This window comes from Neobacillus niacini, assembly GCF_031456445.1.
In the GTDB taxonomy this organism is placed as follows: domain Bacteria; phylum Bacillota; class Bacilli; order Bacillales; family Cytobacillaceae; genus Neobacillus; species Neobacillus niacini_I.
The window spans coordinates 446,697-468,727 of the sequence record NZ_JAVDUQ010000001.1 but is presented as its reverse complement, the minus strand read 5'-3'; the positions used below and the strand labels follow the sequence as shown (position 1 = coordinate 468,727).

Here is a 22,031-nt window from a genome sequence, read left to right as displayed (position 1 = left end):
TTCAGGAGCTATTTTTATTTAATATTCATGGCAATTTTGTATAATAGTGCAACTTGTTTAAAGACAGTATCAATTTGTTCAATTAACTCTTCAGGGGTTAATTGAATAACTTTTTCGCGATCAATTACAAAGCCAGACAAGAGTTCAGCTTTTTTAATCGTTTGCAGCCGTTGGAAAAAGGATTGTAATTCCTCTTTTTTGAGGTCTTGATGTTTAACCGTTTCAGGTTTTGTATGATCAACAGACCAAACAAAATCTTTTGGTGTTTCTTTATATAATTTATTTAATTTCTTTGTAAATCTTTCGCCAATGACTACTTTTTGTGGTGCCTCATAAATGACTGCAAACCAAATAAATATATGGGTATTCCATAAGCCAATTTGGAAATGAGGAAGCATCTTATAGCCGCGTGCATTATTGGCAAAAGCGACCCATGTATCTTTTGGAGGATTAATCGTTCTTCTGGCATGCTTTGCCACATGAACATACATTTCATCACCAGTAAGAGTAGTTAAAAAGGGAGAAAAATATTGTCCTAAAAACTCAAGTTTTGGACGAATTGTTTCCTTAAGTGCCTCCATTCTTGCCTCTAAGCCATCTATTAAGAACACGTCAAAATCTTCTTTGGTAAAACCTTTAAACTTCATTTTGCAACCCCCTGCAATAAGCTTTGTCCATTATTGTAGCATACTGGAGGTTTTTGAAGAAATCTATTGCTTATCTGGGTTAACGCACAAATTTGTTACATCCTTACGCATTGGCTCATAGTATAACAGTAAAAAAATAGTCTGAAAAATTAGTCAAAACAATTGTGAAAGGGAGGAGAACCATGAAGCAACTAATGAATACAACACTTAAAAAAGCAGGCGAAAAAGAAAGAACAGCCTATTTGAGATTGGAAATGGATTATGAGTTGGCTACATTATTTGAAGCAATTGAGGAAAAAAATGAGAAAAAAATAAAAGAGTGTAAACTAAAATTGGAAAAAATTCGCCAGGAACTTTTACGCTTAAAAGCTCTTTGATTAAAGAGAAGTATTTCTTCTAAGGGGAAAATTTATAGTAATGATACAAAATAGAAAGGTAATCGTACTTATCTAAAACGAACTCCAATTACATAATGGGAGTTCGTTTATTATTGCTTCCATTTGTTAATCTATTCACGAATGTTTAAAAATGGAACAACAAAGTTGATGTGTTTAACCAATTTGATTAAGCTATAGGTACATCAATTTTTTTTGGATGATTCATACTACATACATTGGATACAACGCGAAAATTCGGTAAACATTGGAGGAGCATAATGAATTGGGAAAACATTTATACGCTTGCATTAGCTTGGGTGAAGGAAGCCGGGGAAAGAATTAAATCATCCTTTGATCAGACATTGAATATTCAAACAAAATCAAATGCAAATGATCTTGTAACGAATATGGATAAAGAAATTGAACAATTTTTTATTGGGAAAATAAGAGAGAGCTTTCCAGATCATAAAATTTTAGGTGAGGAAGGATTTGGAGACGAATTAAAGAATTTAGACGGAATTACTTGGATGATCGACCCGATTGATGGGACAATGAATTTTATCCACCAGCAGCGGAATTTTGCCATTTCGCTAGGAATTTATGAACAAGGGATTGGGAGAATAGGGATTATTTATGATGTTGTCCATGACGAATTGTATCATGCCTTTAAAGGAAAGGGTGCCTATTTAAATGATAAGGTTCTTCCGGCTTTAAGGGAAACAAATGTCCAAGAATCGATCATCGCTTTAAATGCTACCTGGGTAATGAAAAACCATCGAATTGACCATAATTTACTCATTCCACTTGTTAGAGATGCACGTGGTACAAGGTCATATGGGACGGCGGCACTTGAAATAATATATGTGGCAACAGGACGAGTGGATGCTTATATCTCAATGCGGCTTTCCCCATGGGATTTTGCAGGAGGAGCCGTAATTGTAGAAGAATTAGGGGGAATCGTAACAAATTTAAGGGGAGAAAAGCTTAATTACCTTAATAAGGATTCACTGTTAGTAGCAAAGCCAGGTCTTCATGGAACAATATTAAAAAATTATTTAAAAGATGGTAAATGGTAAAAAGAAGCCTGAGTCAGGCTTCTTTTTATTATAATTGACCGTTTTCGCGCATTCTTTTTTTTGTTTTAAATCCCATTCCCATGACTAAAATGACCGCAATGATACAGCCAAGTGTACCTAAAATACTTTGTTCGGCAATTGCAACTCCGATACCGGCAATCAATGCGGCAGCCAGGATTGCGTATAAAAGTAATGTCCATTTAATATGTTTCATTTTAATCCCTCACTGTTATTTCGATACTAATTTCCCTTATCTTTATTATTCTACATAATTTCTTTATAGGTTTCCACTTTAATTATGGTATAATGTTTTAGTTGTATTTGAAAAACTATAGTAAAGCTTTATTTTTATGAATAGAGGTAGGAGTGAATTACTTGAAAATAAGAGAAGATATACGTAATATTGCCATAATTGCCCACGTTGACCATGGTAAAACAACCTTAGTTGACCAGCTGTTAAAACAATCTGGAACCTTCCGTTCCAATGAGCATGTGGAAGAGCGTGCAATGGATTCAAATGATCTTGAAAGAGAACGTGGAATCACCATTCTTGCGAAGAATACGGCGATTCAATATAAAGATACCCGAATCAATATCCTTGATACACCGGGACACGCTGACTTTGGCGGAGAAGTAGAACGTATTATGAAAATGGTTGATGGAGTTTTACTTGTGGTTGATGCTTATGAAGGAACGATGCCGCAAACACGGTTTGTTCTAAAAAAAGCATTAGAGCAAAATCTTACGCCAATTGTTGTTGTAAATAAAATTGACCGTGATTTTGCCCGTCCAGAAGAAGTAATCGATGAAGTCATTGATTTGTTTATTGAGCTTGATGCAACTGAAGACCAGCTTGAGTTCCCTGTTATCTACGCTTCGGCTATTAATGGGACTGCAAGTACGGATCCTCATCAACAGGATGAAAACATGCAATGTTTGTATGATTCCATTGTTGAAAACATCCCTGCACCAGTTGATAACAGTGATGAACCGTTGCAATTTCAGGTAGCTCTTCTTGATTACAACGATTATGTAGGAAGAATTGGGATCGGACGGGTATTTCGTGGGACCATGCATGTAGGTCAACAGGTTGCCTTAATGAAATTAGACGGTTCTGTTAAACAATTCCGTGTTACCAAGATTTTTGGATTCTTTGGTTTAAAACGTCAAGAAATCCAAGAAGCAAAAGCAGGAGATTTAATCGCCGTATCCGGAATGGAAGATATTAACGTTGGAGAAACAGTTTGTCCGACTGAGCACCAAGAAGCGTTACCTGTTTTACGGATTGATGAACCTACATTACAAATGACCTTTGTTGTTAATAACAGTCCATTTGCAGGACGCGAAGGAAAATATTTAACGGCGAGAAAGATTGAAGAGAGACTTCGTGCTCAATTGCAAACAGATGTAAGCTTACGTGTTGATAATACCGACTCACCTGATGCATGGATTGTTTCTGGTCGTGGTGAACTCCATTTATCGATTTTAATTGAAAACATGCGTCGTGAAGGCTACGAGCTTCAGGTATCTAAACCAGAAGTAATCGTTAAAGAAATTGATGGCGTACGCTGCGAGCCTGTTGAACGCGTACAAATCGATGTTCCGGAAGAACATACTGGTTCTGTAATGGAATCCATTGGTGCCCGCAAAGGTGAAATGATTGACATGATTAATAATGGAACGGGTCAAGTTCGTTTAATCTTTAATGTTCCTGCACGTGGATTAATTGGATATACAACAGAATTTTTAACGATGACTCGTGGATATGGTATTATCAACCATACTTTCGATAGCTATCAGCCAATGCTGCAAGGTCAAGTTGGAGGACGCCGTCAAGGTGTACTTGTTTCAATGGAATCAGGAAAAGCTTCGACATATGGTATCATGCAAGTAGAAGACAGGGGAACCATTTTCGTTGAACCGGGAACTGAAATTTATGAAGGTATGATTGTCGGGGAACACACGCGTGAAAATGATATTACCGTTAATATCACAAAAGTAAAACAAGCAACAAATGTCCGTTCAGCGAATAAAGATCAAACCTCGGTCATTAAAAAGCCAAAAATTATGACCCTTGAGGAATCTCTAGAATATTTAAATGAGGACGAATATTGTGAAGTAACACCAGAATCAATCCGTCTTCGTAAGAAAATTCTTGATAAAAACGAACGGGAACGCTCGGCTAAAAAGAAAAAATATGCTGAAATGAGTTAAGATAAGCCTTTTAGTAATCGTCAGTGGCAGAAAATGTTAGCATGGACCCTATAGCATCAGACAAAACCACTGATAAAAATTGAGTTAAAAGGAGGTTTTGTGTGTGAATGTTGCAGAACGTCTTTCATTTTTTGCCGCACTATATAATGTAACAGAACAGCCCAAAGTAGGCATGTGGCTATTATATTTAACAATTGTTGCTTTATCGATTGTGGTCTATAAGCTTGGCTTTGCCAAAAAGCTCCCTTTGGGAAAAACAATTGTTATTTATATCTTTTTATGTGTCGGCTGTACCCTCCTTACTTTTTTAGGGATCTTTTTACCTGTTGCGGAGGGACTTGTCGTTGCGGCTTTAATCTTGATTATTTATAAAATTCGCTTGCATCAATCGAAAAAACATCAAGCAGAAGCAAAGTAATTGGGGGATACAGAAATGAAAATGAAGTCCTTGCAGGATGCATTATATAATTGGCTTACGATTAAGGTTGTAAGTGATGCCCGTCCAGATGATACGGCTGCTAAGGAAACGGTTGACCTCTTTGAAGAGATTCTAATTTCTGATTATCATCTTGCTAACATCGAGATTACAACTGATGATGTCATGTATTATGTAACCTTTCTTCAAGAAGGTGAGAGCAAGAAACAGCGTTTCCCCCGCGAGGTTATTGAGGTTATCCTAAACCAAATTAATGACGAACCGGACAAATATTGCAACTTCCCTGCGGAGGAAGAAGAATAGGTTAAGAAGGTGTTCCTTGTTGAACGCCTTCTTTTTTTTGCAAAAAACATTAACAAAATGTACATAGATGCAATTACAACCTCTCTGATTTTTCCTATAAAATGAATCTGATATTTCAAAATAAGAGAGGAAGTAGGTTATGCAAACATTAAAGGAGCGTACCGAATCAATGGAGTTATTGATCATGAGAGTGTTAAACACCCGCATGGAGTTACCCTTGCAAGAAAAAAGGCGCTATTTATATCTTGAAAAAGGTTATCAAGGAGAGGTGATGTTTGACGAATTGACAGTAAAGCTTGAAAACGATATATATGTTTTAAATGATTTGTGTCTTGAGGTTAATAATCAGGTTTTTCAAATTGATACCCTCATTATTTCACACGAAACTATTTTCCCGTTGGAAATAAAAAATTGTGAAGGGGACCATTATTACGATTCTAAAAAGGATGGGTTCTTTACTTTTTCCAATAACGAGGTAAAAAACCCGCTGGACCAGTTAAAACGCTGTAAATCCCTGCTCCGCCAGTTGCTCCAAAATATTGGAAATCAGTTCCCCATTGAAGGATATGTTGTCTTTGTAAATCCCGTGTTTACTTTATACCAAGCCCCTTTAAACAAGCCCATTATTTTTCCAACACAACTAAAATGCTTTATGAAAAAATTAAATCAGCTTCCGTCAAAACTAAACGGCCGCCATATGAGGTTGGCTGAACAATTAATCTCGATGCATCAAAATATTTCTCCCTATACCCGGTTACCACCCTATACGTATGAACAGTTTAAAAAGGGTTTAACATGTGCTTTGTGCCACTCACTTTCTATATCTGTTGAGGGGCAGAAAACATGTATATGCAAGCTTTGTGGGCATGAGGAAAAGATTGAATCAGCTATCTTACGCAATGTAGTGGAGATAAAGCTCCTATTTCCGGATAGAAAGGTTACCACTAGTACAGTTTATGAATGGTGTAATGGGATGGTTTCTAACAAGATGATAAGAAGGATACTAAAGAAAAATTTTAAAGCAGTAGGGGAGAGGCATCTTAGATATTATGAGTGATATCCAGAAAAGTACCTTCAGAGTTGCATTGCCCATTGGAAAGGTTGTTTATAGAAAAAGGTAAAAGGAAGGGTGTTGCAATGCCCGGATGAGTGTTCTTTTCGTAAAAAGGGTAAAAGGAAGAGCGTTGCATTACCCGGATGAGTGCTCTTTTCGTGAAAAGGGTAAAAGGAAAGGTGTTGCAATGCCCGGATGAGTGCTCTTTTCGTGAAAAAGGTAAAAGGAAAGGTGTTGCAATGCCCGGATGAGTGCTCTTTTCGTGAAAAGGGTAAGAGGAAGAGAGTTGCATTACCTGGATGAGTGCTCTTTTCGTGAAAAGGGTAAAAGGAAGGGTGTTGCAATGCCCGGATGAGTGTTCTTTTCGTAAAAAGGGTAAAAGGAAGGGATTGCATTGCCCAGATGAGTGCTTGTTTCTTGGAAAATGTAAAAGGAAAGGTGTTGCAATGCCCGGATGAGTGCTCTTTTCGTGAAAAGGGTAAGAGGAAGAGAGTTGCAATGCCCGGATGAGTGTTCTTTTCGTAAAAAGGGTAAAAGGAAGAGCGTTGCATTACCTGGATGAGTGCTCTTTTCGTGAAAAGGGTAAAAGGAAAGGTGTTGCAATGCCCGGATGAGTGTTCTTTTCGTATAAGGGGGTAAAAGGAAGGGTGTTGCATTACCTGGATGAGTTCTCTTTTCGTGAAAAGGGTAAAAGGAAAGGTGTTGCAATGCCCGGATGAGTGCTCTTTTCGTGAAAAAGGTAAAAGGAAAGGTGTTGCAATGCCCGGATGAGTGCTCTTTTCGTGAAAAGGGTAAGAGGAAGAGAGTTGCATTACCTGGATGAGTGCTCTTTTCGTGAAAAGGGTAAAAGGAAGGGTGTTGCAATGCCCGGATGAGTGTTCTTTTCGTAAAAAGGGTAAAAGGAAGGGTGTTGCAATGCCCGCATGAGTGTTCTTTTCGTAAAAAAGGTAAAAGGAAGGGTGTTGCAATGCCCGGATGAGTGCTCTTTTCGTAAAAAGGGTAAAAGGAAGAGAGTTGCATTGCCCGTTGGAGAGTTTGTTTATAGAAAAAGGGTAAAAGGAAAGGTGTTGCAATGCCCGGATGAGTGCTCTTTTCGTGAAAAGGGTAAAAGGAAGAGAGTTGCTTTGCTCTGATGAGTGCTTGTTTCGTGAAAAGGGTAAAAGAAAAGCTCTTGCATTATCAGCAAGAGCATAACTTTCTTATTAGGGTCAAAGCAACCTAACCTTCTCACACACAAAAGTGATGCAATCTCCCGTTCCGAATTACCAATCATCCTTCTCTGGTCGTTCGCGGTAAAAACGGAATTTTCCGGTGTCAATCCTTGCTTTTGTTTTTTCAGCTATCCTAGTACTGCAATCATAGCACATATATGTATGGATGGGACGATTACGCAGCCGTTTTGCTTCTAGCGTTTCATCCTCAATTTTTTCTATTTTATCGCATATAACGCATTTTACTCTCATGGTAACCCCCAATTCTCTCTATATCCGTTATTTATTATTATAGTATATCATATTACAGACAGAGAAAAGAGAGCGTAAGAAAGTTGATGAAAAAAATAGATAGTAGTAATATTAGAATAACTGTTTTTAAAGGAGGTGTAACCATGGCTAACTTAGTGGAACCTAGATTAATTAAGCCTCTATATGATGAACTGCAAAAAGAGAGGTTCGTAACATTGGCAACCGTAGATTATGAAACGGGCGGGCCGAATGTTAGCGCAATTTCCTGGATTTTTGCAAAGGATGAGGGAACCATTTATTTTGCGGTCGATAATCGCTCAAGAATCATCCAGAATATCGGTGAAAATAATCAAGTCGTCATAAATTTAATTGCCAACGAATCTACATATTCCATCCGAGGCACTGCTTCAATTAAAGAAGAAAGACTACAGGATGTTCCATTGAAATTGGCATTGATTGAAGTTTCCATAAACGAGGTCAGAGATGTTATGTTTTATGGTTCAAAAATTGTATCTGAAGTCCAGTATGATAAAACATACGACAAGGATGCAGCTGCCAGATTGGACAAACAAGTGATGGATGCCATGAAAAAAGCTTAGTTTTCACTAAGCTTTTTTCATTTATGATAATTGGATTGTTCTTCTTGTTTCTTGTTAAGATTCTTTTCTTCATTAGGTGAAAGACTTTTATCGGGTTTATCGGTTGCATTTTTAGGATTTGGAGTAATTAAATCACCGGGAACCTCGGGCATTAATCTTCCGGCAACATCTGCCAGTTCCTCCATAATCCCTTGAATTGGCCTTCCTTTATTGATATCTGAGGAAATTTCCCTCAATCGTTCCGTTGTATCAGCATCGGCAACCACAATCGATTTTGCCCCAAAAGGGTCCTTCTTCAAACTTTCAGCGACGGAATATTTAATGGTCCCTACCTGTGAACGTTCTAATTTTGAATTTACGTCAATTCCTACGATCGCATATCGACCAATAACAACGGCAGTGGCATCATTAACATTTGGGACACTGGTTGCCAGTTCCACTAAGCGCTTAGAAATCTCTTGCCCTGTTTTTCGATCTACATTTTCAATATAACTGTTTTTAACATTCACTAATGATTGATTGCTCTGCTTTTGATTGGCCTCATTATTAGTGCATCCGGCAATGCAAAATAATAAAATAATGGCGGCCGCTAATTTCCACATATATATTCACCTCCGGGAAACATTGATGGAATATTTCATTTGAGTTCGCTAACAATTATTGTGCATTACTCCTTCTATCTTTATTCGATTAAACATATATTTTACCAAAGTAGTACAGGTAAAATGGTTTGTTGAAAAATCATAAACAAGCCAAAACAACTAGAAAAGCGGGAGGCGTCGCTTTGAGTAAAATATACGTGTTAGATACGAATGTCTTATTACAAGACCCGTATTCCCTTTTTTCATTTGAAGATAATGAAGTGGTCATCCCTGCAGTGGTTCTGGAAGAAGTGGATTCAAAGAAAAGATATATGGATGAAGTAGGAAGAAATGCCAGGCAGGTTTCACGGTTAATAGATGGCCTGCGAGCGGCTGGAAAGCTCCATGAAAAAATCCCGCTGGAAAATGGGGGGACGATTAGAATTGAGCTAAACCATCGATCCTTTCATGAACTTCAAGATATATTTGTTGAAAAAACAAACGATAACCGAATTCTTGCAGTTGCCAAGAATTTATATATGGAGGAACAGACAAAGGAAAATGGTAAACCGGTAATCCTTGTCAGTAAGGATGCCCTTGTTCGTGTAAAGGCAGATGCCATTGGGTTGGATGCCGAAGATTTTTTAAATGACAGGGTGGTTGAATTTGAACATATTTATACAGGATTTATCGAGGTATTTGTTGCCATAGAATTGCTAGGGCGGTTTTATGAAAAAGGGGAGCTTTTTCTTTCGGAAATTGCCAATCATCCCTTTTATCCAAGTCAATTCCTCATCATGAAGGATGCCCTTGGAAGTTCAGCATCTGCAATTGGCATGGTGGATAAAACAAGTAAGAAGGTTAAAAAGCTTGCCTTAAATCAAGAACATGTTTGGGGAATTCATCCTCGAAACGTTCAACAAACTATGGCGATTGAATTATTGCTGCGTAAAGATATTACATTAGTAACACTGATTGGAAAGGCAGGAACCGGGAAAACATTGCTGGCGTTGGCAGCAGGTTTAATGCAGACGGAGGATTTTCGGGAATATAAAAAACTCCTGGTTGCTAGACCGATTGTACCGGTCGGCAAGGATTTGGGATTTCTGCCGGGAGAAAAACAAGAGAAGCTTAGACCGTGGATGCAGCCTATTTATGATAATTTGGAATTTCTTTTTAACACGAAGAAACCAGGGGAACTGGATGCGATATTAGCTGGGATGGGTTCGATAGAGGTAGAGGCCTTAACTTATATAAGGGGAAGAAGTTTACCAAAACAATTTATTATCATTGATGAAGCACAAAATTTAACGAAGCATGAAGTGAAAACGATTTTAACGCGTGTTGGCGAGGGAAGTAAGATTGTTTTGATGGGGGATCCGGAACAAATTGACCATCCTTATTTGGATGCATATAATAATGGGCTTACGTATGTGGTTGAAAAGTTTAAAGATCAAGATATCTCCGGTCATGTAAAGCTTTTAAAAGGAGAAAGATCAGGGCTGGCAAGACTTGCGGCAGACCTTCTATAAAACAAGAACGGGCGCTAATATTTAGCACCCGTCTTGTTTTACCTAAGCTATTTTCGCATAGATTGTTGTTTTACGTATAAGTTCATCAACCCGTATAACTAAATACTTCGTGGCATCTTTTCGTAAGAACATTTGCGAAAATTGCCTAGAAACTTAAATATTTGACAATTATTAAGGTTCAAAAGCAACAAAGTTTACGAAAAGAGCCTACCTAACACTAAATTGTTTAACATTTTTGATTGGATTTTGTTGATTTGAGCCATCTTCATAATAAAGATGTACCGGACCATCAGAGGTTAATGGTTTGCCGTTTTCAGAAAACTTTAGAATTAACTCAAATGCTTCTTCAAGGGGGATTTCAATTTCCCCTTCCAAAGTTTCCACAACCACCATCTTAGCATCAGGATTTGGTTCAGCATTTTGAAGAAAAGGTTTTAATGGAATACCAAAGGTACCCGTTAACATCTTTATTTTTTCATATTTTTTTTCAGTCTTTAAGGTTGGAGGAAAAACGGCACCTTCCATAATTTCGCGGTCCCAATGCTTTGAAACCGCTTTGGTATATTCTTCGAGCGGATCCTTATCATTCTTTTCCTCAGAAAAATAGGTTGTTAAATCAATACGGCGATCATCAAAAATCCATACACTTGGATCAAGTGTAATGGTATATTTACTATTACCTGTAATTAATATAATTTTCTCCAAAATTTTTACCCCCGTTCATTACACGAATTAAGTATAACTTTTTTTAAAAAGATTGTCATTTTAGGAAGATAAAACGAATTTCCGCTTTTACCTGTATGTGATTATTCTTGCATTTTTATGCTCAAAACGTTAAAATTTAAAGATAAGTGGGTTATCGCTCTGAAATGGGGGGATGAATGTTGGCGTCTGAAATGATCGTGAATCATCAGGAAAAAGCATATGCCTTATTGCAGGCTGACGCTGAAAAAATATTAAAGCTTATTAAGGTGCAAATGGACAATCTTACGATGCCTCAATGCCCTCTTTATGAAGAGGTATTGGATACACAAATGTTTGGATTATCGAGAGAGATAGATTTTGCGGCTCGACTAGGCTTAATTGATATTAAGGACGGAAAAGCACTATTAGATCAATTGGAACGTGAATTATCCGCACTCCATGATGCATTCAAAAGAAAATAAATGACCAAAGAACTCAAACAGCAAAGTCAGCCATTTGTTTGAGTTCTTTATTATTTTTACTCCTTTTTTTCCACTTAATAAATTATTGGAAGTCAGTAACTTTTCCTCAAGAAATATGTCCAATTTTCTATTATAATAGTATTGTTAAATTAATTCTGAAGATGGGGAAGAAATGAATGGTAAAAAAAATATTGAAGTCCTATGACTATACTTTAATCCTCGCCATTATCCTATTGTCAGCATTTGGATTAGTAATGGTTTATAGCGCTAGCATGGCTTCTGCTGTCCAACGGTATAAGGTTCCAAGTGATTTTTTTTACCAGAGGCAAAAAATATTTTTGCTCGTGTCATTGGGGATTTTTATTTTTACAGCTTTAATTCCATATAAAATTATGACGTTTACGAAATACTTTTTAGCGCCGATGGTTTTCGTTTCAATCATAGCGCTGATAGGAATATTTGCTTTTGGAACGGTTGCTGGAAATGCCCAAAGTTGGTATGAAATTGGCCCTTTAAAAATTCAGCCATCAGAGTTTGTTAAGTTGGCAATGATTATTTATTTATCTGCAGTTTATGCAAAAAAACAGACCTATATCAATCAATTTAACAAGGGAGTCCTACCTCCATTAGTTTATTTAATGATTGTCGTTGTTTTAATTGCAAAACAACCTGACTATGGGACTGCACTAATTATTGTTCTCATTGCTGGAACCATTATTATCTCTTCCGGTATGAATTTTAAAAGTATGTCAAAATTACTGTTGATTGGGGTTATCGTTGGTTTAATTTTTATTGTTTTTGCAAGAGGGGAAATTTTTTCACAAAAACGGGTTGATCGTTTTTCTGTCCGAAGTGATCCCTTTAAGGAAGAACAAACATCAGGTTATCATTTGGCGAATTCCTATATCGCGATTGGTTCAGGTGGGGTAAATGGACTCGGTTTGGGTAGAAGTATTCAAAAACTTGGTTACTTGCCGGAATCCCACACGGATTTTATCATGGCGGTTATTGCCGAAGAGCTTGGGGTTTGGGGAGTGGGCTTTGTGATTCTAACCTTAGCCTATATTGTTTTAAGAGGAATTTATATTGGTTTAAAATGTAAGGATCCTTTTGGAAGTCTGCTTGCAATTGGGATTTCCAGCATGATTGGAATTCAATCTTTTATAAACCTTGCCGGGGTTTCAGGAGTAATGCCACTTACCGGTGTACCACTGCCATTTGTAAGTTACGGTGGTTCCTCCCTGCTCATGCTTGCCGTATCAGCCGGTATTCTTGTCAATGTCTCGATGTTTGTCAAATACGAGAGCACAAAAAATAAACCGGATCAAAAAGAAAAAAAAGAACGGACCCGAGATGGGAAAGTCTTCTATATTCAACAATAAAACAGCTGCCAACATGGCAGCTGTTTTATTTATTATTTTTTCTGGACCTTGAATATAATAGTAATAAATAACTTAAAACCCCAAATAAACAAGTAATGAAAAAGGCATGTAATAGAGCGATATAAAGATTAAGCCTGCTGAAAATAATCAGGGCACCGGCAATCACTTGCAAGCATACAAGGCAAAATGAAATAATCCAGCCCCAATATAGGACCTTTTGTTCTTTATAATTGCGTATAGCTATGAATGTTACGTAGCCAATCCAAATAAAAATGAACCCTGCGGCAGTACGATGGCCCATTTGTACCCATTCATACATATTTGTTGGTAACGAGGGTGCATCATTTAGGCATAATGGCCAGTCTCGGCAAACGAGGCTTGATTTTGTATGGCGGACAAGTGCACCGGTATAGATAACAAGATAACTGTAGATAGATACACCGACAATATGAAAACCCATCCTCTTATCGATAAAAAGCCTGTCAGCATCAAATTTCTTATCAATCTCAAAAATAATTAAAGTAAGTAAGAAAACTGCTGCAAAGGATACAAGTGAGATTCCAAAATGCAAAGCAAGGACAAAGCTGGATTGTCCCCACATGACAGCGGCAGCCCCAATTAATCCTTGAAGAAGCAGGAAAAAGAATGAGAGAAAAGAAAGAAACTTTGTTTCCCGAATATGACCGATCACTTTCCAAGTCCAAATAGAAAGGATAAGAACCATAATTCCTTCAGCACCGGATACAAGCCGATGGGAAAGTTCAATAATTAATTCTGGAGTTATATCAGCTGGGACAAATTTATCCTCGCATAGCGGCCAAGATCTTCCGCATCCCATTCCGGAACCGGTTTTTGTAACAAGCGCTCCGCCGAGTAAAACTAAAATCATACCAATCGTAGTGGCGACAGCCAGCCACTTTAAAGAACGTTGCAAAAAATTCACCTTCTTAATCATAATTCAAAAATTTGTCAATGGATATTATTGTAAGTATAATGAATGAAACAGCACAGAAAAAAGCCCTTATTCATCATAACGAAAACAAAAGGAAAAGAACAGAATTTCGACATTTTTTTATGATGCATTTTTCATCGAGATGAATGAATGGATAATTTCTAGTTTTCACTATTATTATAGTGAAAATCGTTGAAACTTGTATAACGGTTTGTTAAAACTATAGATGGCAGTTTTTTTTAGGAATATTTTGCCTAAATCCCAAGAGGTTAGCGGATTTAGAGTATTCAGAATGTTTTTGACACAATTTAGTCAAAAATTATTCAAAAAAAGTTCACAAAAAATACTCGAAGTGTGATTTAATATACAGTGAAAGTGTTTTTTAAAACACTTCTTTTTTAAGATGTATTCTTATCTTAGGAGAACTTAAATTAAAGCATTATCTTTTCCTTAAAATAGATAAGGCAAAATAATTCAGGTATCGATATAACAGATATTGCAAATATTGTAATAAAGGATTAGGAGGAGAAAAAATGTCCAATTCAAAGGCTATTGGTGATGCAGCTATAGAAAATGATGCATCAAGCCTGCAAACTGGTATCGAAAAAACGTCGGCATGGAAGGACTTTTTAGCTCTAATAAAAATTGGGATTGTCAATTCCAATCTCATTACTGCCTTTACAGGTCTATGGTTGGCACTTCATTTTACCGGACAAAGTTTTTTAAATAACTTAGATATCGTATTTTTTACGTTAGCTGGTTCAGCCCTAATTATCGCAGGGTCTTGCGTGATCAATAACTGGTTTGACCGTGATATTGATCATTTAATGGATCGAACAAAAGCCAGACCGACCGTAACAGGGAAATTAGCTCCTGCAAAAGTACTAACGTTTGGTATTATCTTAATTGGTCTGGGAGCACTGTCTTTATTATTTACAACTTTAACTGCAACAGTAATAGGACTGCTTGGAGTTTTTAGTTATGTTTTCCTCTATACATTATGGTCAAAACGTCAGTTGGTTTCTAATACTATTATTGGTAGTATTTCTGGTGCGGTTCCGCCATTAATTGGTTGGGCGGCCGTTGATGGTAATCTTGATAAAATGGCTTGGGCATTATTTATTCTTATGTTTGCTTGGCAGCCCCCACATTTTTATGCATTGGCAATGAGAAGAGTGAAGGAATATAGGGCAGCAGGAATTCCGATGCTTCCAGTGGTTAAAGGATTTAAAACTACAAAAAGACATATTGTACTATGGGTAGCTGTTTTATTGCCAATCCCAATTTTTCTTAAAAGTTTAGGAATCCCATTTCTAATTCTGGCAACCGTGTTAAATCTCGGTTGGCTTGTATTAGGGATTTATGGATATAGGATCAAAGATGATATTAAGTGGGCAAAACTAATGTTTGTGTACTCATTGCAATATTTAACTATTATTTTTGTAGCGATGGTTATTGTTACATTGATTTAGTTTTGCGGTGATGTTCTTCTATGCTGATGGAGGTTAATCTGCCATTGGCAATAAGATGTACACAGCGGCTTGCTTTTAAAAGAGTCTTGCCGCTGGGGAATCTTTATATATAGGGATAAGTCATTCTACATACTTCTTTGATCAAGCATTTATATTAAAGAAATTTTTTACGAAAGAGGGGTTTGATTGAGCTATGAAAAGGCTTGCAAAATGGCGTTTGATTTCGTTGTTTGCGATTTTAGCGCTAATTCTCTCCGGTTGTGGTGAACCGTTCCTATCCACGTTACAGCCTGCTGGTGAAGTTGCAGACATGCAATATGATTTAATGAAGTTAAGTACGTATATCATGATAGGAGTCATCCTAGTTGTCATGATCATTTTCGTCTTAGTTTTCTTCCGGTTTAGAAGAAAGGACGATAAAATTCCTAAGCAAGTAGAGGGAAGTCATAAATTAGAAATTATTTGGACGGTTATTCCGATTCTTTTACTTCTAATACTGGCTGTTCCAACTGTTGCCGCAACATTCAAACTTGCGGATGTTTCAAAAATGGATAATAAAAACTCAAAAGCACTTGTGATTAATGTGCGTTCCCATTTATATTGGTGGGATTTTGAATATCCAGGTCAAAAAATCGTAACGAGCCAAGAGTTAGTCGTTCCTACAAATGAAAAGGTTTATTTTAGCTTAAAGTCTTTGGATGTAAAACACGCGTTTTGGATTCCAGCTGTAGGCGGAAAAATGGATACAAACACAGATAATGTTAATAAGTTCTGGTTAGAGTTTGACAGTAAAAAAGCCGATGAGGCAGGAAACTTATTCTATGGTAAGTGTGCTGAGCTTTGCGGGCCATCCCATGCGTTGATGGACTTTAAAGTTAAGACAATGTCCCGCGATCAATTTGATAGCTGGGTAAAAGCAATGCAAAATGTAAAAGAACCACAAAAAGCAGCTTCAGCTACAGCACAGCAAGGACAGCAAATCTTCAATAAAAGTTGTGTAGCCTGCCATGCTGTAACACCACAAAACAATAAACCAGAAGCAGCAAGACTTGCACCAAACTTAACAAACTTTGGTGACCGATCTCGTGTTGCTGGTATTTTGGATCATAACAAAACAGAAATAAAGAATTGGATTCGCAATCCTGAAACATATAAACCAGGTAACCAAATGACTGGTAAATACCCTGAAATGTCTGAAAACGAGCTTAATGCTTTAGCAGAATATTTAATGGGATTGAAAGTTCAGCAATAATAGGGGAATTGGTTGAAAGGGAGGTAAAATTGTGAGTACCTATGCTCAAAAAAAGGGATTTGGCGGAACATTATGGGACTATCTTACAACAGTTGACCATAAAAAAATTGCCATCCTTTATCTCATTGCGGGTGGATTTTTCTTCTTAGTCGGTGGACTTGAAGCCGTCTTTATCCGAATCCAGCTTGCAGTACCAAATAATGATTTTGTTAGTGCCGGTCAATTTAACGAAATAATAACTATGCACGGAACAACGATGATTTTCCTTGCTGCCATGCCGCTTGTATTTGCCTTTATGAACGCGGTAATGCCTTTACAAATTGGTGCGCGTGACGTTGCGTTTCCATTTGTTAACGCTCTAGGATTCTGGCTTTTCTTCTTTGGAGGCGTATTCCTAAACCTTTCATGGGTATTAGGGGGCGCACCTGATGCCGGTTGGACATCTTATGCATCACTTGCAATTCATTCTAAAGGACATGGGGTAGATTTCTATGTTCTAGGGTTGCAAATTTCCGGTCTTGGAACGTTGATTGGTGGTATTAACTTCCTTGTTACAATTATTAATATGCGCGCGCCTGGTATGACTTATATGAGGATGCCGTTATTTACGTGGACAACATTTGTTACATCTGCAATGATTTTATTTGCATTTCCTCCATTAACGGTTGGACTGGTATTAATGATGTTTGACCGCCTTTTTGGTGCAAATTTCTTTGAAGTTGCAATGGGCGGTAATACAGTGATTTGGGAGCACTTATTCTGGATATTTGGGCACCCGGAAGTATACATCTTGATTCTTCCAGCTTTTGGTATTTTCTCAGAAATCTTTTCAATTTTTTCAAGAAAACGCCTTTTTGGATATTCTTCCATGGTATTTGCAACCGTGCTAATTGGTTTCTTAGGGTTCATGGTATGGGCTCACCATATGTTTACAACTGGTTTAGGACCAGTAGCAAACGCAATCTTTGCTGTTGCAACAATGGCAATTGGTGTTCCAACAGGTATTAAGATTTTTAACTGGCTATTTACGATGTGGGGAGGAAGTGTAAAATTCACAACTCCCATGCTCTATGCATTTGCGTTTATTCCTTCATTTGTTATCGGTGGGGTAACTGGAGTAATGCTTGCATCAGCAGCAGCTGACTATCAATATCATGATACGTATTTTGTTGTTGCTCACTTCCACTACGTTATCGTGGGCGGTGTAGTATTCGCAATTTTAGCAGGTACTCATCTTTATTGGCCAAAAATGTTTGGAACAATGTTAAACGAAACTATGGGTAAAATTACATTCTGGACGTTCTTTATCGGATTCCACATGACATTCTTTATCCAACATTTCTTAGGTCTTTGGGGAATGCCGCGTCGTGTATTCACGTACCTACCAGGTCAAGGTTTTGAAACAGCAAACGTGGTCAGCTCACTTGGAGCAGCGTTTATGTCCATTGGTGTAATCGTTATGCTGATAAATGTAATCGTAACATCGGCTAAAAATGTTAGGGTTGGAAATGACCCATGGGGTGATGGTAGAACACTTGAATGGTCACTTCCTTCACCACCGCCATTTTACAATTTTAAGCAGTTGCCGCTTGTTCGTGGTCTAGATGCTTATTGGTTGGAAAAAATGGAAGGTAAAACGGGAATGACTCCGGCAGAACCACTTGGAGACATTCATATGCCGAACTCATCGATTCTTCCGTTGACAATAGCACTTGGATTATTCATCGCTGCATTTGGTGCAATGTACCATGTGAATGACAAAGCTTGGGCTATTCCGGTTATGATCATTGGCTTGCTTGTAACATTCGGATCCATGTTCTTACGCTCTGTAGTTGATGATCATGGTTTCCATATCCATAAAGAAGAATTACTTGAAGAAGAAAAGGGGGCTAAGGCATAATGCACGCTGAAGAAAAATTCACTTATGAAACATGGCCTGCTGAGCCTGAAAAATCCACCCTTGAGTCAAAAAATAAATTTCTTGGTTTTTGGTTATTCTTAGGGGGAGAGACTGTTTTATTCGCCTCTCTCTTCGCAACCTACTTGGCTTTGAAGGACAAAGTTCCGGATTCAGGTCAGCATTTAGCAAAAGATTTGTTTGAATTACCGCTTACATTTGTTGCAACAATGCTCCTTTTAACAAGTTCGCTTACAAGTGTGTATGCGATGTACCATATGAAAAACTTTGCTTTCAAAAAAATGATGGTCTGGCTTGGACTAACTGCATTATTAGGTGCGGGTTTCTTAGGGCTTGAGGTTTACGAGTTTAACCACTATGTTCACGAAGGCCATACATTTACAAGTAGTGCTTTTGGCTCCGCTTTCTATACACTAGTTGGTTTCCATGGAGGTCACGTTGCATTTGGTTTATTATGGTGCTTAACATTAATGTTCCGAAATGCAAAAAGAGGTTTAAACCTTTACAATGCTCCTAAGTTTTATGTGTTTAGTTTATACTGGCACTTTATCGACGTTGTTTGGGTTTTCATCTTTACGGTAGTATATTTAATGGGAATGGTGGGATAAACTGATGGCAAATTCGCAAGTGAATTCAGGTAACCCTAGAGTAGATCTTGACTATCGCCGGAAGAAAAGTTCCGAAGAAATGAGATATCAAGTTATTTCATTCGCATTAATGATTTTCTTAACATTGCTAGCTTTTGCAGCGGTGGCAATTAAAGGATTTACTACATGGTTTACAGTACCATTTATTATTTTATTGGCTATTGTGCAGGTTGTTTTTCAACTTTATTATTTCATGCATATGAAACATAAAGGACATGAAGCTTCCTCACTCTTTCTTTATTCAGGATTACTTATTGGTTTGTTAACAATTTTGGCTTTTTCCACTATAATTTGGTGGTAAGGAGAAAAAGGAAAATCGGCTAAATGGCCGATTTTCTTTTTAACATGATATAATAAAAAGGGAAACATTCCTTTTTTCCTCATGAGTCCAAAAGGGTAAGCAAATATTTTCAAAAAATTTTCGAGGTGATTTTCAGTGCTTACATTAGATATTTTTGGATTTCAAGCACTATGGAGCCCGTATTTCTTATCTCTATTAATACTGCTAACGGCAGCTTATTTCTTAATTACTGTCACATTCCGAACAAAATTTAAAGATAGCGAACCTTTAACCATTAAACAGGCTGGTTTGTTTCTTACATCGATTATTCTGCTATACGCAATTAAAGGGTCACCACTTGATTTAATGGGACATTTGATGTTTTATGTCCATGCAACTACAATGATTCTGTTAGTTTTTCTTGTACCTCCATTATTCATTATGGGAATTCCTTCTTGGCTTTGGAGAAGTGTGATAAATATAAAAGTAGTTAAGCCTATATTTACACTATTTACAAAACCGATTATTGCCTTAATACTTTTTAATGGATTTTTTTCTTTTTACCATATACCAGTTATTTTTGATCATGTTATGCAAAATGGATGGTTTCATGCAGGCTATTCTATTTTATTGTTTGTTTTCGCAGTTTTTATGTGGTGGACGTTATTATGCCCACTGCCTGAGTATGAGGGAATAACCGGACTTAAAAAGGTTGGTTTTCTTTTCGCGAATGGAATGTTATTAACACCATCGTGTGCATTAATCATTTTTGCTAACCATTCTTTTTATGCGACCTATTCTGATCCGCACGTATGGGCTAAGGTAATGAGTCTATGCGTAGGTACCTCAAACTTTGAAGGATTGAATCTAAGCGGTCCGCAACTATTCAGTTCCATGTCATTGGTTGATGACCAGCAACTTGGCGGAGTTATCATGAAAATTGTTCAGGAAGTTATATTTGCCTGTGTTTTAGCACATGTATTTTTTGAATGGTATCGCAAAGATCAAGCAGAATCTGAGAAGGAAATGAACCAAACATTAAAACCAACCCTTGTTGAATGATCTCCCAAACAAATGGGAGATTTTTTACTGAGGCTGTTTTCGAAACGAATTTCAATTTAGCTTATGGATTGAAAAAGAATAGGAACTAAATTAAAATTGCTATAAAATAACTTAAAAGAGAGGAAGCCTAAATGTCCTTACCCATTTTACCTACCATTAGTACATCCTTTATCGTTCTAAGTGCAATAACAATGGCGATTGGCTGGCGGCAAATAAAACAAAAAAGAATCGATGACCATAAAAAGACCATGACACTTGCGGCCCTATTTGCTCTTATTTTCTTTATTATTTATGAGTCAAGGACGGTGTTTATCGGAAATACATCCTTTGGTGGACCGGAAAATATTAAGATTTACTATACAGTGTTTTTAATCTTTCATATAACTCTTGCCACTTCTGGTGCCATATTAGGTTTAATTTCCTTAATAACCGGTAATAAAAATAAACTAAAAGTTCATCGTAAACTTGGTCCCATTACATGCATTGTTTGGTTTTTTACAGCGATCACCGGTATAGCAGTCTACCTTTTATTATATGTATTTTACAAAGGCGGAGAAACAACATCCTTAATCAAAGCTATTCTTGGATTTTAAAAAAAGACGCATGAGCGAATCATGCGTCTTTAAAATACTATTGGGCAAACTTTTCAATTTCTGCTTTGACTTCTTCTAGTGTTTTTTTACATTGATTAACAAGTCCGCTTGGGAAGTTTTCACCTTCACCATATTCTACACCGTGTGGATAATAATATTTCCCTAATAACGGTGTCATCAATTGAATGGTGGCTTTGTGAGCACCAACGTCACCTTCAATAGCATACCCAAATACACGCAAATAGAAAATGCCTTCTTTTAATTCAAACTTACGATCATATGTAACACGTTCATAATCCCATTGACCTTCACGCACTAGGCCATGTTCATGCATTACCTCATCTAAGCGGTTTAAATCAGCCTTGAATTTCTCGATTCCCGTATTCTCGAATTTCACTTTGAATTCCCTCCTAAAAACAATGCCATTTCCCCTATGTTACATTATTCGGTATTATAGCAAATTTAATTCCAATTTAATAATAGTTGAAATTTTGTCAAGTTGCAATGAATTCATTTACAGAATACTTCAATCCATTTTGGGAATCATATAATATTGTAAGAAATTTATTATTTTAGGGGGTATTTGAAATGGAGAAAATTCGTGAAATTATGACCGACAAGGTTGAAAGCTGTTCCCTGCTTGATAATGTATATGAAGTAGCAGCTAAAATGAAGGAATTAAATGTTGGAGCAATTCCTATCGTGGATAATGAAAGACTTGTTGGAATGATTACTGACCGTGATATCGTTTTACGATGTGTTGCTGAAAAACATCCTGCCTCGTCAAAAGTGGAAGATATTATGAGTAACGATTTAATTACAATTACGTCTGATGCATCAAGCAGGGAAGCTGCAAAATTAATGGCAGAACATCAAATTCGCCGCCTTCCGGTTGTTGAAGGGGATAAATTAGTAGGGATTGTATCATTAGGGGACTTCGCAGTCAGAAACTTGACAGATGATCAGGCAAAACAAGCACTTACGGAGATTTCAGAACCAAATTATAATGGAATCCAGCATTAAAA

At 37.1% G+C, this 22,031-nt stretch carries 25 protein-coding genes; 18 read left to right on the top strand and 7 right to left on the bottom strand.

Annotation, left to right across the window (positions count from 1 at the left end):
* Positions 1–14 precede the first annotated feature (14 nt).
* Positions 15–647 carry a YktB family protein gene (locus J2Y67_RS02365; protein ID WP_310170122.1) on the bottom strand — a complete coding sequence of 211 codons (633 nt, stop codon included), beginning with the start codon at positions 645–647 and terminating at the stop codon, positions 15–17.
* Between the two features lie 182 nt (positions 648–829).
* Between J2Y67_RS02365 and J2Y67_RS02360 the strand changes: the two genes are divergently transcribed.
* Complete coding sequence (locus tag J2Y67_RS02360) at positions 830–1,024, top strand: hypothetical protein (protein WP_198311095.1); 195 nt, start codon at positions 830–832, stop codon at positions 1,022–1,024.
* 278 nt (positions 1,025–1,302) lie between these two features.
* Positions 1,303–2,100 carry an inositol monophosphatase family protein gene (locus J2Y67_RS02355; protein ID WP_310170120.1) on the top strand — a complete coding sequence of 266 codons (798 nt, stop codon included), beginning with the start codon at positions 1,303–1,305 and terminating at the stop codon, positions 2,098–2,100.
* Positions 2,101–2,128: 28 nt separating this feature from the next.
* On the opposite strand, the gene J2Y67_RS02350 is transcribed toward J2Y67_RS02355, so the two are convergent.
* Positions 2,129–2,314 (bottom strand): YlaF family protein, encoded by a 186-nt coding sequence (locus J2Y67_RS02350; RefSeq protein ID WP_310170118.1) that lies wholly within the window; start codon positions 2,312–2,314, stop codon positions 2,129–2,131.
* Between the two features lie 161 nt (positions 2,315–2,475).
* On the opposite strand from J2Y67_RS02350, the gene typA reads away from it, so the two are divergent.
* The 4 genes from typA to J2Y67_RS02330 all read left to right on the top strand — a co-directional run bounded on the left by typA (position 2,476) and on the right by J2Y67_RS02330 (position 6,110).
* The gene (gene typA, locus J2Y67_RS02345) at positions 2,476–4,314 is read left to right on the top strand and encodes a translational GTPase TypA (RefSeq protein WP_310170115.1); all 1,839 of its coding nucleotides are present in this window, start codon (positions 2,476–2,478) and stop codon (positions 4,312–4,314) included.
* Positions 4,315–4,417: 103 nt separating this feature from the next.
* Positions 4,418–4,732: a YlaH-like family protein gene (locus tag J2Y67_RS02340; RefSeq protein ID WP_310170113.1), complete on the top strand. Its 315-nt coding sequence runs from the start codon at positions 4,418–4,420 to the stop codon at positions 4,730–4,732.
* Positions 4,733–4,747: 15 nt separating this feature from the next.
* Entirely contained in the window at positions 4,748–5,053 is a 306-nt protein-coding gene (locus J2Y67_RS02335; protein WP_310170111.1) for a hypothetical protein, read from the top strand.
* A 139-nt stretch (positions 5,054–5,192) separates the two neighbouring features.
* Entirely contained in the window at positions 5,193–6,110 is a 918-nt protein-coding gene (locus tag J2Y67_RS02330) for a nuclease-related domain-containing protein (RefSeq protein ID WP_310170108.1), read from the top strand.
* 1,259 nt (positions 6,111–7,369) lie between these two features.
* On the opposite strand, the gene J2Y67_RS02325 is transcribed toward J2Y67_RS02330, so the two are convergent.
* Positions 7,370–7,570 carry a YlaI family protein gene (locus tag J2Y67_RS02325; protein ID WP_310170106.1) on the bottom strand — a complete coding sequence of 67 codons (201 nt, stop codon included), beginning with the start codon at positions 7,568–7,570 and terminating at the stop codon, positions 7,370–7,372.
* A gap of 143 nt (positions 7,571–7,713) precedes the next feature.
* Here J2Y67_RS02325 and J2Y67_RS02320 point away from each other — a divergent pair, with 143 nt between their 5' ends.
* On the top strand, positions 7,714–8,169 hold the full coding sequence (locus J2Y67_RS02320) for a pyridoxamine 5'-phosphate oxidase family protein (protein WP_310170104.1): 456 nt from the start codon (positions 7,714–7,716) through the stop codon (positions 8,167–8,169).
* Positions 8,170–8,186: 17 nt separating this feature from the next.
* Here J2Y67_RS02320 and J2Y67_RS02315 read toward each other — a convergent pair whose 3' ends face one another.
* A complete protein-coding gene (locus J2Y67_RS02315; protein ID WP_310170102.1) occupies positions 8,187–8,771 on the bottom strand; it encodes a YhcN/YlaJ family sporulation lipoprotein in 585 nt (194 codons plus the stop codon).
* A 182-nt stretch (positions 8,772–8,953) separates the two neighbouring features.
* Between J2Y67_RS02315 and J2Y67_RS02310 the strand changes: the two genes are divergently transcribed.
* Positions 8,954–10,282, top strand: coding sequence for a PhoH family protein (locus tag J2Y67_RS02310; protein ID WP_310170099.1), 1,329 nt, complete (start codon positions 8,954–8,956; stop codon positions 10,280–10,282).
* Between the two features lie 207 nt (positions 10,283–10,489).
* On the opposite strand, the gene J2Y67_RS02305 is transcribed toward J2Y67_RS02310, so the two are convergent.
* Positions 10,490–10,987, bottom strand: coding sequence for a peptidyl-prolyl cis-trans isomerase (locus J2Y67_RS02305; RefSeq protein ID WP_310170098.1), 498 nt, complete (start codon positions 10,985–10,987; stop codon positions 10,490–10,492).
* 179 nt (positions 10,988–11,166) lie between these two features.
* Here J2Y67_RS02305 and J2Y67_RS02300 point away from each other — a divergent pair, with 179 nt between their 5' ends.
* Both J2Y67_RS02300 and J2Y67_RS02295 read left to right on the top strand, forming a co-directional pair.
* Positions 11,167–11,448 (top strand): Fpa/YlaN family protein, encoded by a 282-nt coding sequence (locus J2Y67_RS02300; protein WP_026574749.1) that lies wholly within the window; start codon positions 11,167–11,169, stop codon positions 11,446–11,448.
* Positions 11,449–11,624: 176 nt separating this feature from the next.
* Positions 11,625–12,830: an FtsW/RodA/SpoVE family cell cycle protein gene (locus tag J2Y67_RS02295; RefSeq protein WP_310170096.1), complete on the top strand. Its 1,206-nt coding sequence runs from the start codon at positions 11,625–11,627 to the stop codon at positions 12,828–12,830.
* 25 nt (positions 12,831–12,855) lie between these two features.
* Here J2Y67_RS02295 and J2Y67_RS02290 read toward each other — a convergent pair whose 3' ends face one another.
* On the bottom strand, positions 12,856–13,764 hold the full coding sequence (locus tag J2Y67_RS02290) for a COX15/CtaA family protein (RefSeq protein ID WP_310170091.1): 909 nt from the start codon (positions 13,762–13,764) through the stop codon (positions 12,856–12,858).
* A 551-nt stretch (positions 13,765–14,315) separates the two neighbouring features.
* Here J2Y67_RS02290 and cyoE point away from each other — a divergent pair.
* The 7 genes from cyoE to J2Y67_RS02255 all read left to right on the top strand — a co-directional run bounded on the left by cyoE (position 14,316) and on the right by J2Y67_RS02255 (position 21,006).
* The gene (gene cyoE / locus J2Y67_RS02285; protein WP_310170089.1) at positions 14,316–15,254 is read left to right on the top strand and encodes a heme o synthase; all 939 of its coding nucleotides are present in this window, start codon (positions 14,316–14,318) and stop codon (positions 15,252–15,254) included.
* Between the two features lie 193 nt (positions 15,255–15,447).
* Positions 15,448–16,506: a cytochrome c oxidase subunit II gene (gene coxB / locus J2Y67_RS02280; RefSeq protein ID WP_310170087.1), complete on the top strand. Its 1,059-nt coding sequence runs from the start codon at positions 15,448–15,450 to the stop codon at positions 16,504–16,506.
* Positions 16,507–16,537: 31 nt separating this feature from the next.
* Positions 16,538–18,406 (top strand): cytochrome c oxidase subunit I, encoded by a 1,869-nt coding sequence (gene ctaD / locus J2Y67_RS02275; protein WP_310170085.1) that lies wholly within the window; start codon positions 16,538–16,540, stop codon positions 18,404–18,406.
* Positions 18,406–19,032: a cytochrome (ubi)quinol oxidase subunit III gene (locus J2Y67_RS02270; protein ID WP_310170083.1), complete on the top strand. Its 627-nt coding sequence runs from the start codon at positions 18,406–18,408 to the stop codon at positions 19,030–19,032. The genes ctaD and J2Y67_RS02270 overlap by 1 nt, the downstream gene beginning before the upstream one ends.
* Before the next feature lie 4 nt (positions 19,033–19,036).
* On the top strand, positions 19,037–19,372 hold the full coding sequence (gene ctaF, locus J2Y67_RS02265; protein WP_310170080.1) for a cytochrome c oxidase subunit IVB: 336 nt from the start codon (positions 19,037–19,039) through the stop codon (positions 19,370–19,372).
* A gap of 135 nt (positions 19,373–19,507) precedes the next feature.
* Positions 19,508–20,413 (top strand): cytochrome c oxidase assembly factor CtaG, encoded by a 906-nt coding sequence (ctaG, locus tag J2Y67_RS02260; RefSeq protein ID WP_310170078.1) that lies wholly within the window; start codon positions 19,508–19,510, stop codon positions 20,411–20,413.
* Positions 20,414–20,544: 131 nt separating this feature from the next.
* The gene (locus J2Y67_RS02255) at positions 20,545–21,006 is read left to right on the top strand and encodes a DUF420 domain-containing protein (protein ID WP_310170075.1); all 462 of its coding nucleotides are present in this window, start codon (positions 20,545–20,547) and stop codon (positions 21,004–21,006) included.
* A 37-nt stretch (positions 21,007–21,043) separates the two neighbouring features.
* Here the strand turns inward: J2Y67_RS02255 and J2Y67_RS02250 are convergent, their stop codons facing one another.
* On the bottom strand, positions 21,044–21,403 hold the full coding sequence (locus tag J2Y67_RS02250) for a YugN family protein (protein WP_310170073.1): 360 nt from the start codon (positions 21,401–21,403) through the stop codon (positions 21,044–21,046).
* A gap of 191 nt (positions 21,404–21,594) precedes the next feature.
* Here J2Y67_RS02250 and J2Y67_RS02245 point away from each other — a divergent pair, with 191 nt between their 5' ends.
* A complete protein-coding gene (locus tag J2Y67_RS02245) occupies positions 21,595–22,029 on the top strand; it encodes a CBS domain-containing protein (RefSeq protein ID WP_310170071.1) in 435 nt (144 codons plus the stop codon).
* Positions 22,030–22,031 lie beyond the last annotated feature (2 nt).

Coding starts and splice junctions, on each gene's coding strand:
- J2Y67_RS02365 (WP_310170122.1), bottom strand. CDS start 647: ATGAAGTTTAAAGGTTTTACCAAAGAAGATTTTGACGTGTTCTTAATA.
- J2Y67_RS02360 (WP_198311095.1), top strand. CDS start 830: ATGAAGCAACTAATGAATACAACACTTAAAAAAGCAGGCGAAAAAGAA.
- J2Y67_RS02355 (WP_310170120.1), top strand. CDS start 1,303: ATGAATTGGGAAAACATTTATACGCTTGCATTAGCTTGGGTGAAGGAA.
- J2Y67_RS02350 (WP_310170118.1), bottom strand. CDS start 2,314: ATGAAACATATTAAATGGACATTACTTTTATACGCAATCCTGGCTGCC.
- J2Y67_RS02335 (WP_310170111.1), top strand. CDS start 4,748: ATGAAAATGAAGTCCTTGCAGGATGCATTATATAATTGGCTTACGATT.
- J2Y67_RS02330 (WP_310170108.1), top strand. CDS start 5,193: ATGCAAACATTAAAGGAGCGTACCGAATCAATGGAGTTATTGATCATG.
- J2Y67_RS02325 (WP_310170106.1), bottom strand. CDS start 7,570: ATGAGAGTAAAATGCGTTATATGCGATAAAATAGAAAAAATTGAGGAT.
- J2Y67_RS02320 (WP_310170104.1), top strand. CDS start 7,714: ATGGCTAACTTAGTGGAACCTAGATTAATTAAGCCTCTATATGATGAA.
- J2Y67_RS02315 (WP_310170102.1), bottom strand. CDS start 8,771: ATGTGGAAATTAGCGGCCGCCATTATTTTATTATTTTGCATTGCCGGA.
- J2Y67_RS02295 (WP_310170096.1), top strand. CDS start 11,625: ATGGTAAAAAAAATATTGAAGTCCTATGACTATACTTTAATCCTCGCC.
- cyoE (WP_310170089.1), top strand. CDS start 14,316: ATGTCCAATTCAAAGGCTATTGGTGATGCAGCTATAGAAAATGATGCA.
- coxB (WP_310170087.1), top strand. CDS start 15,448: ATGAAAAGGCTTGCAAAATGGCGTTTGATTTCGTTGTTTGCGATTTTA.
- J2Y67_RS02270 (WP_310170083.1), top strand. CDS start 18,406: ATGCACGCTGAAGAAAAATTCACTTATGAAACATGGCCTGCTGAGCCT.
- ctaF (WP_310170080.1), top strand. CDS start 19,037: ATGGCAAATTCGCAAGTGAATTCAGGTAACCCTAGAGTAGATCTTGAC.
- J2Y67_RS02255 (WP_310170075.1), top strand. CDS start 20,545: ATGTCCTTACCCATTTTACCTACCATTAGTACATCCTTTATCGTTCTA.
- J2Y67_RS02245 (WP_310170071.1), top strand. CDS start 21,595: ATGGAGAAAATTCGTGAAATTATGACCGACAAGGTTGAAAGCTGTTCC.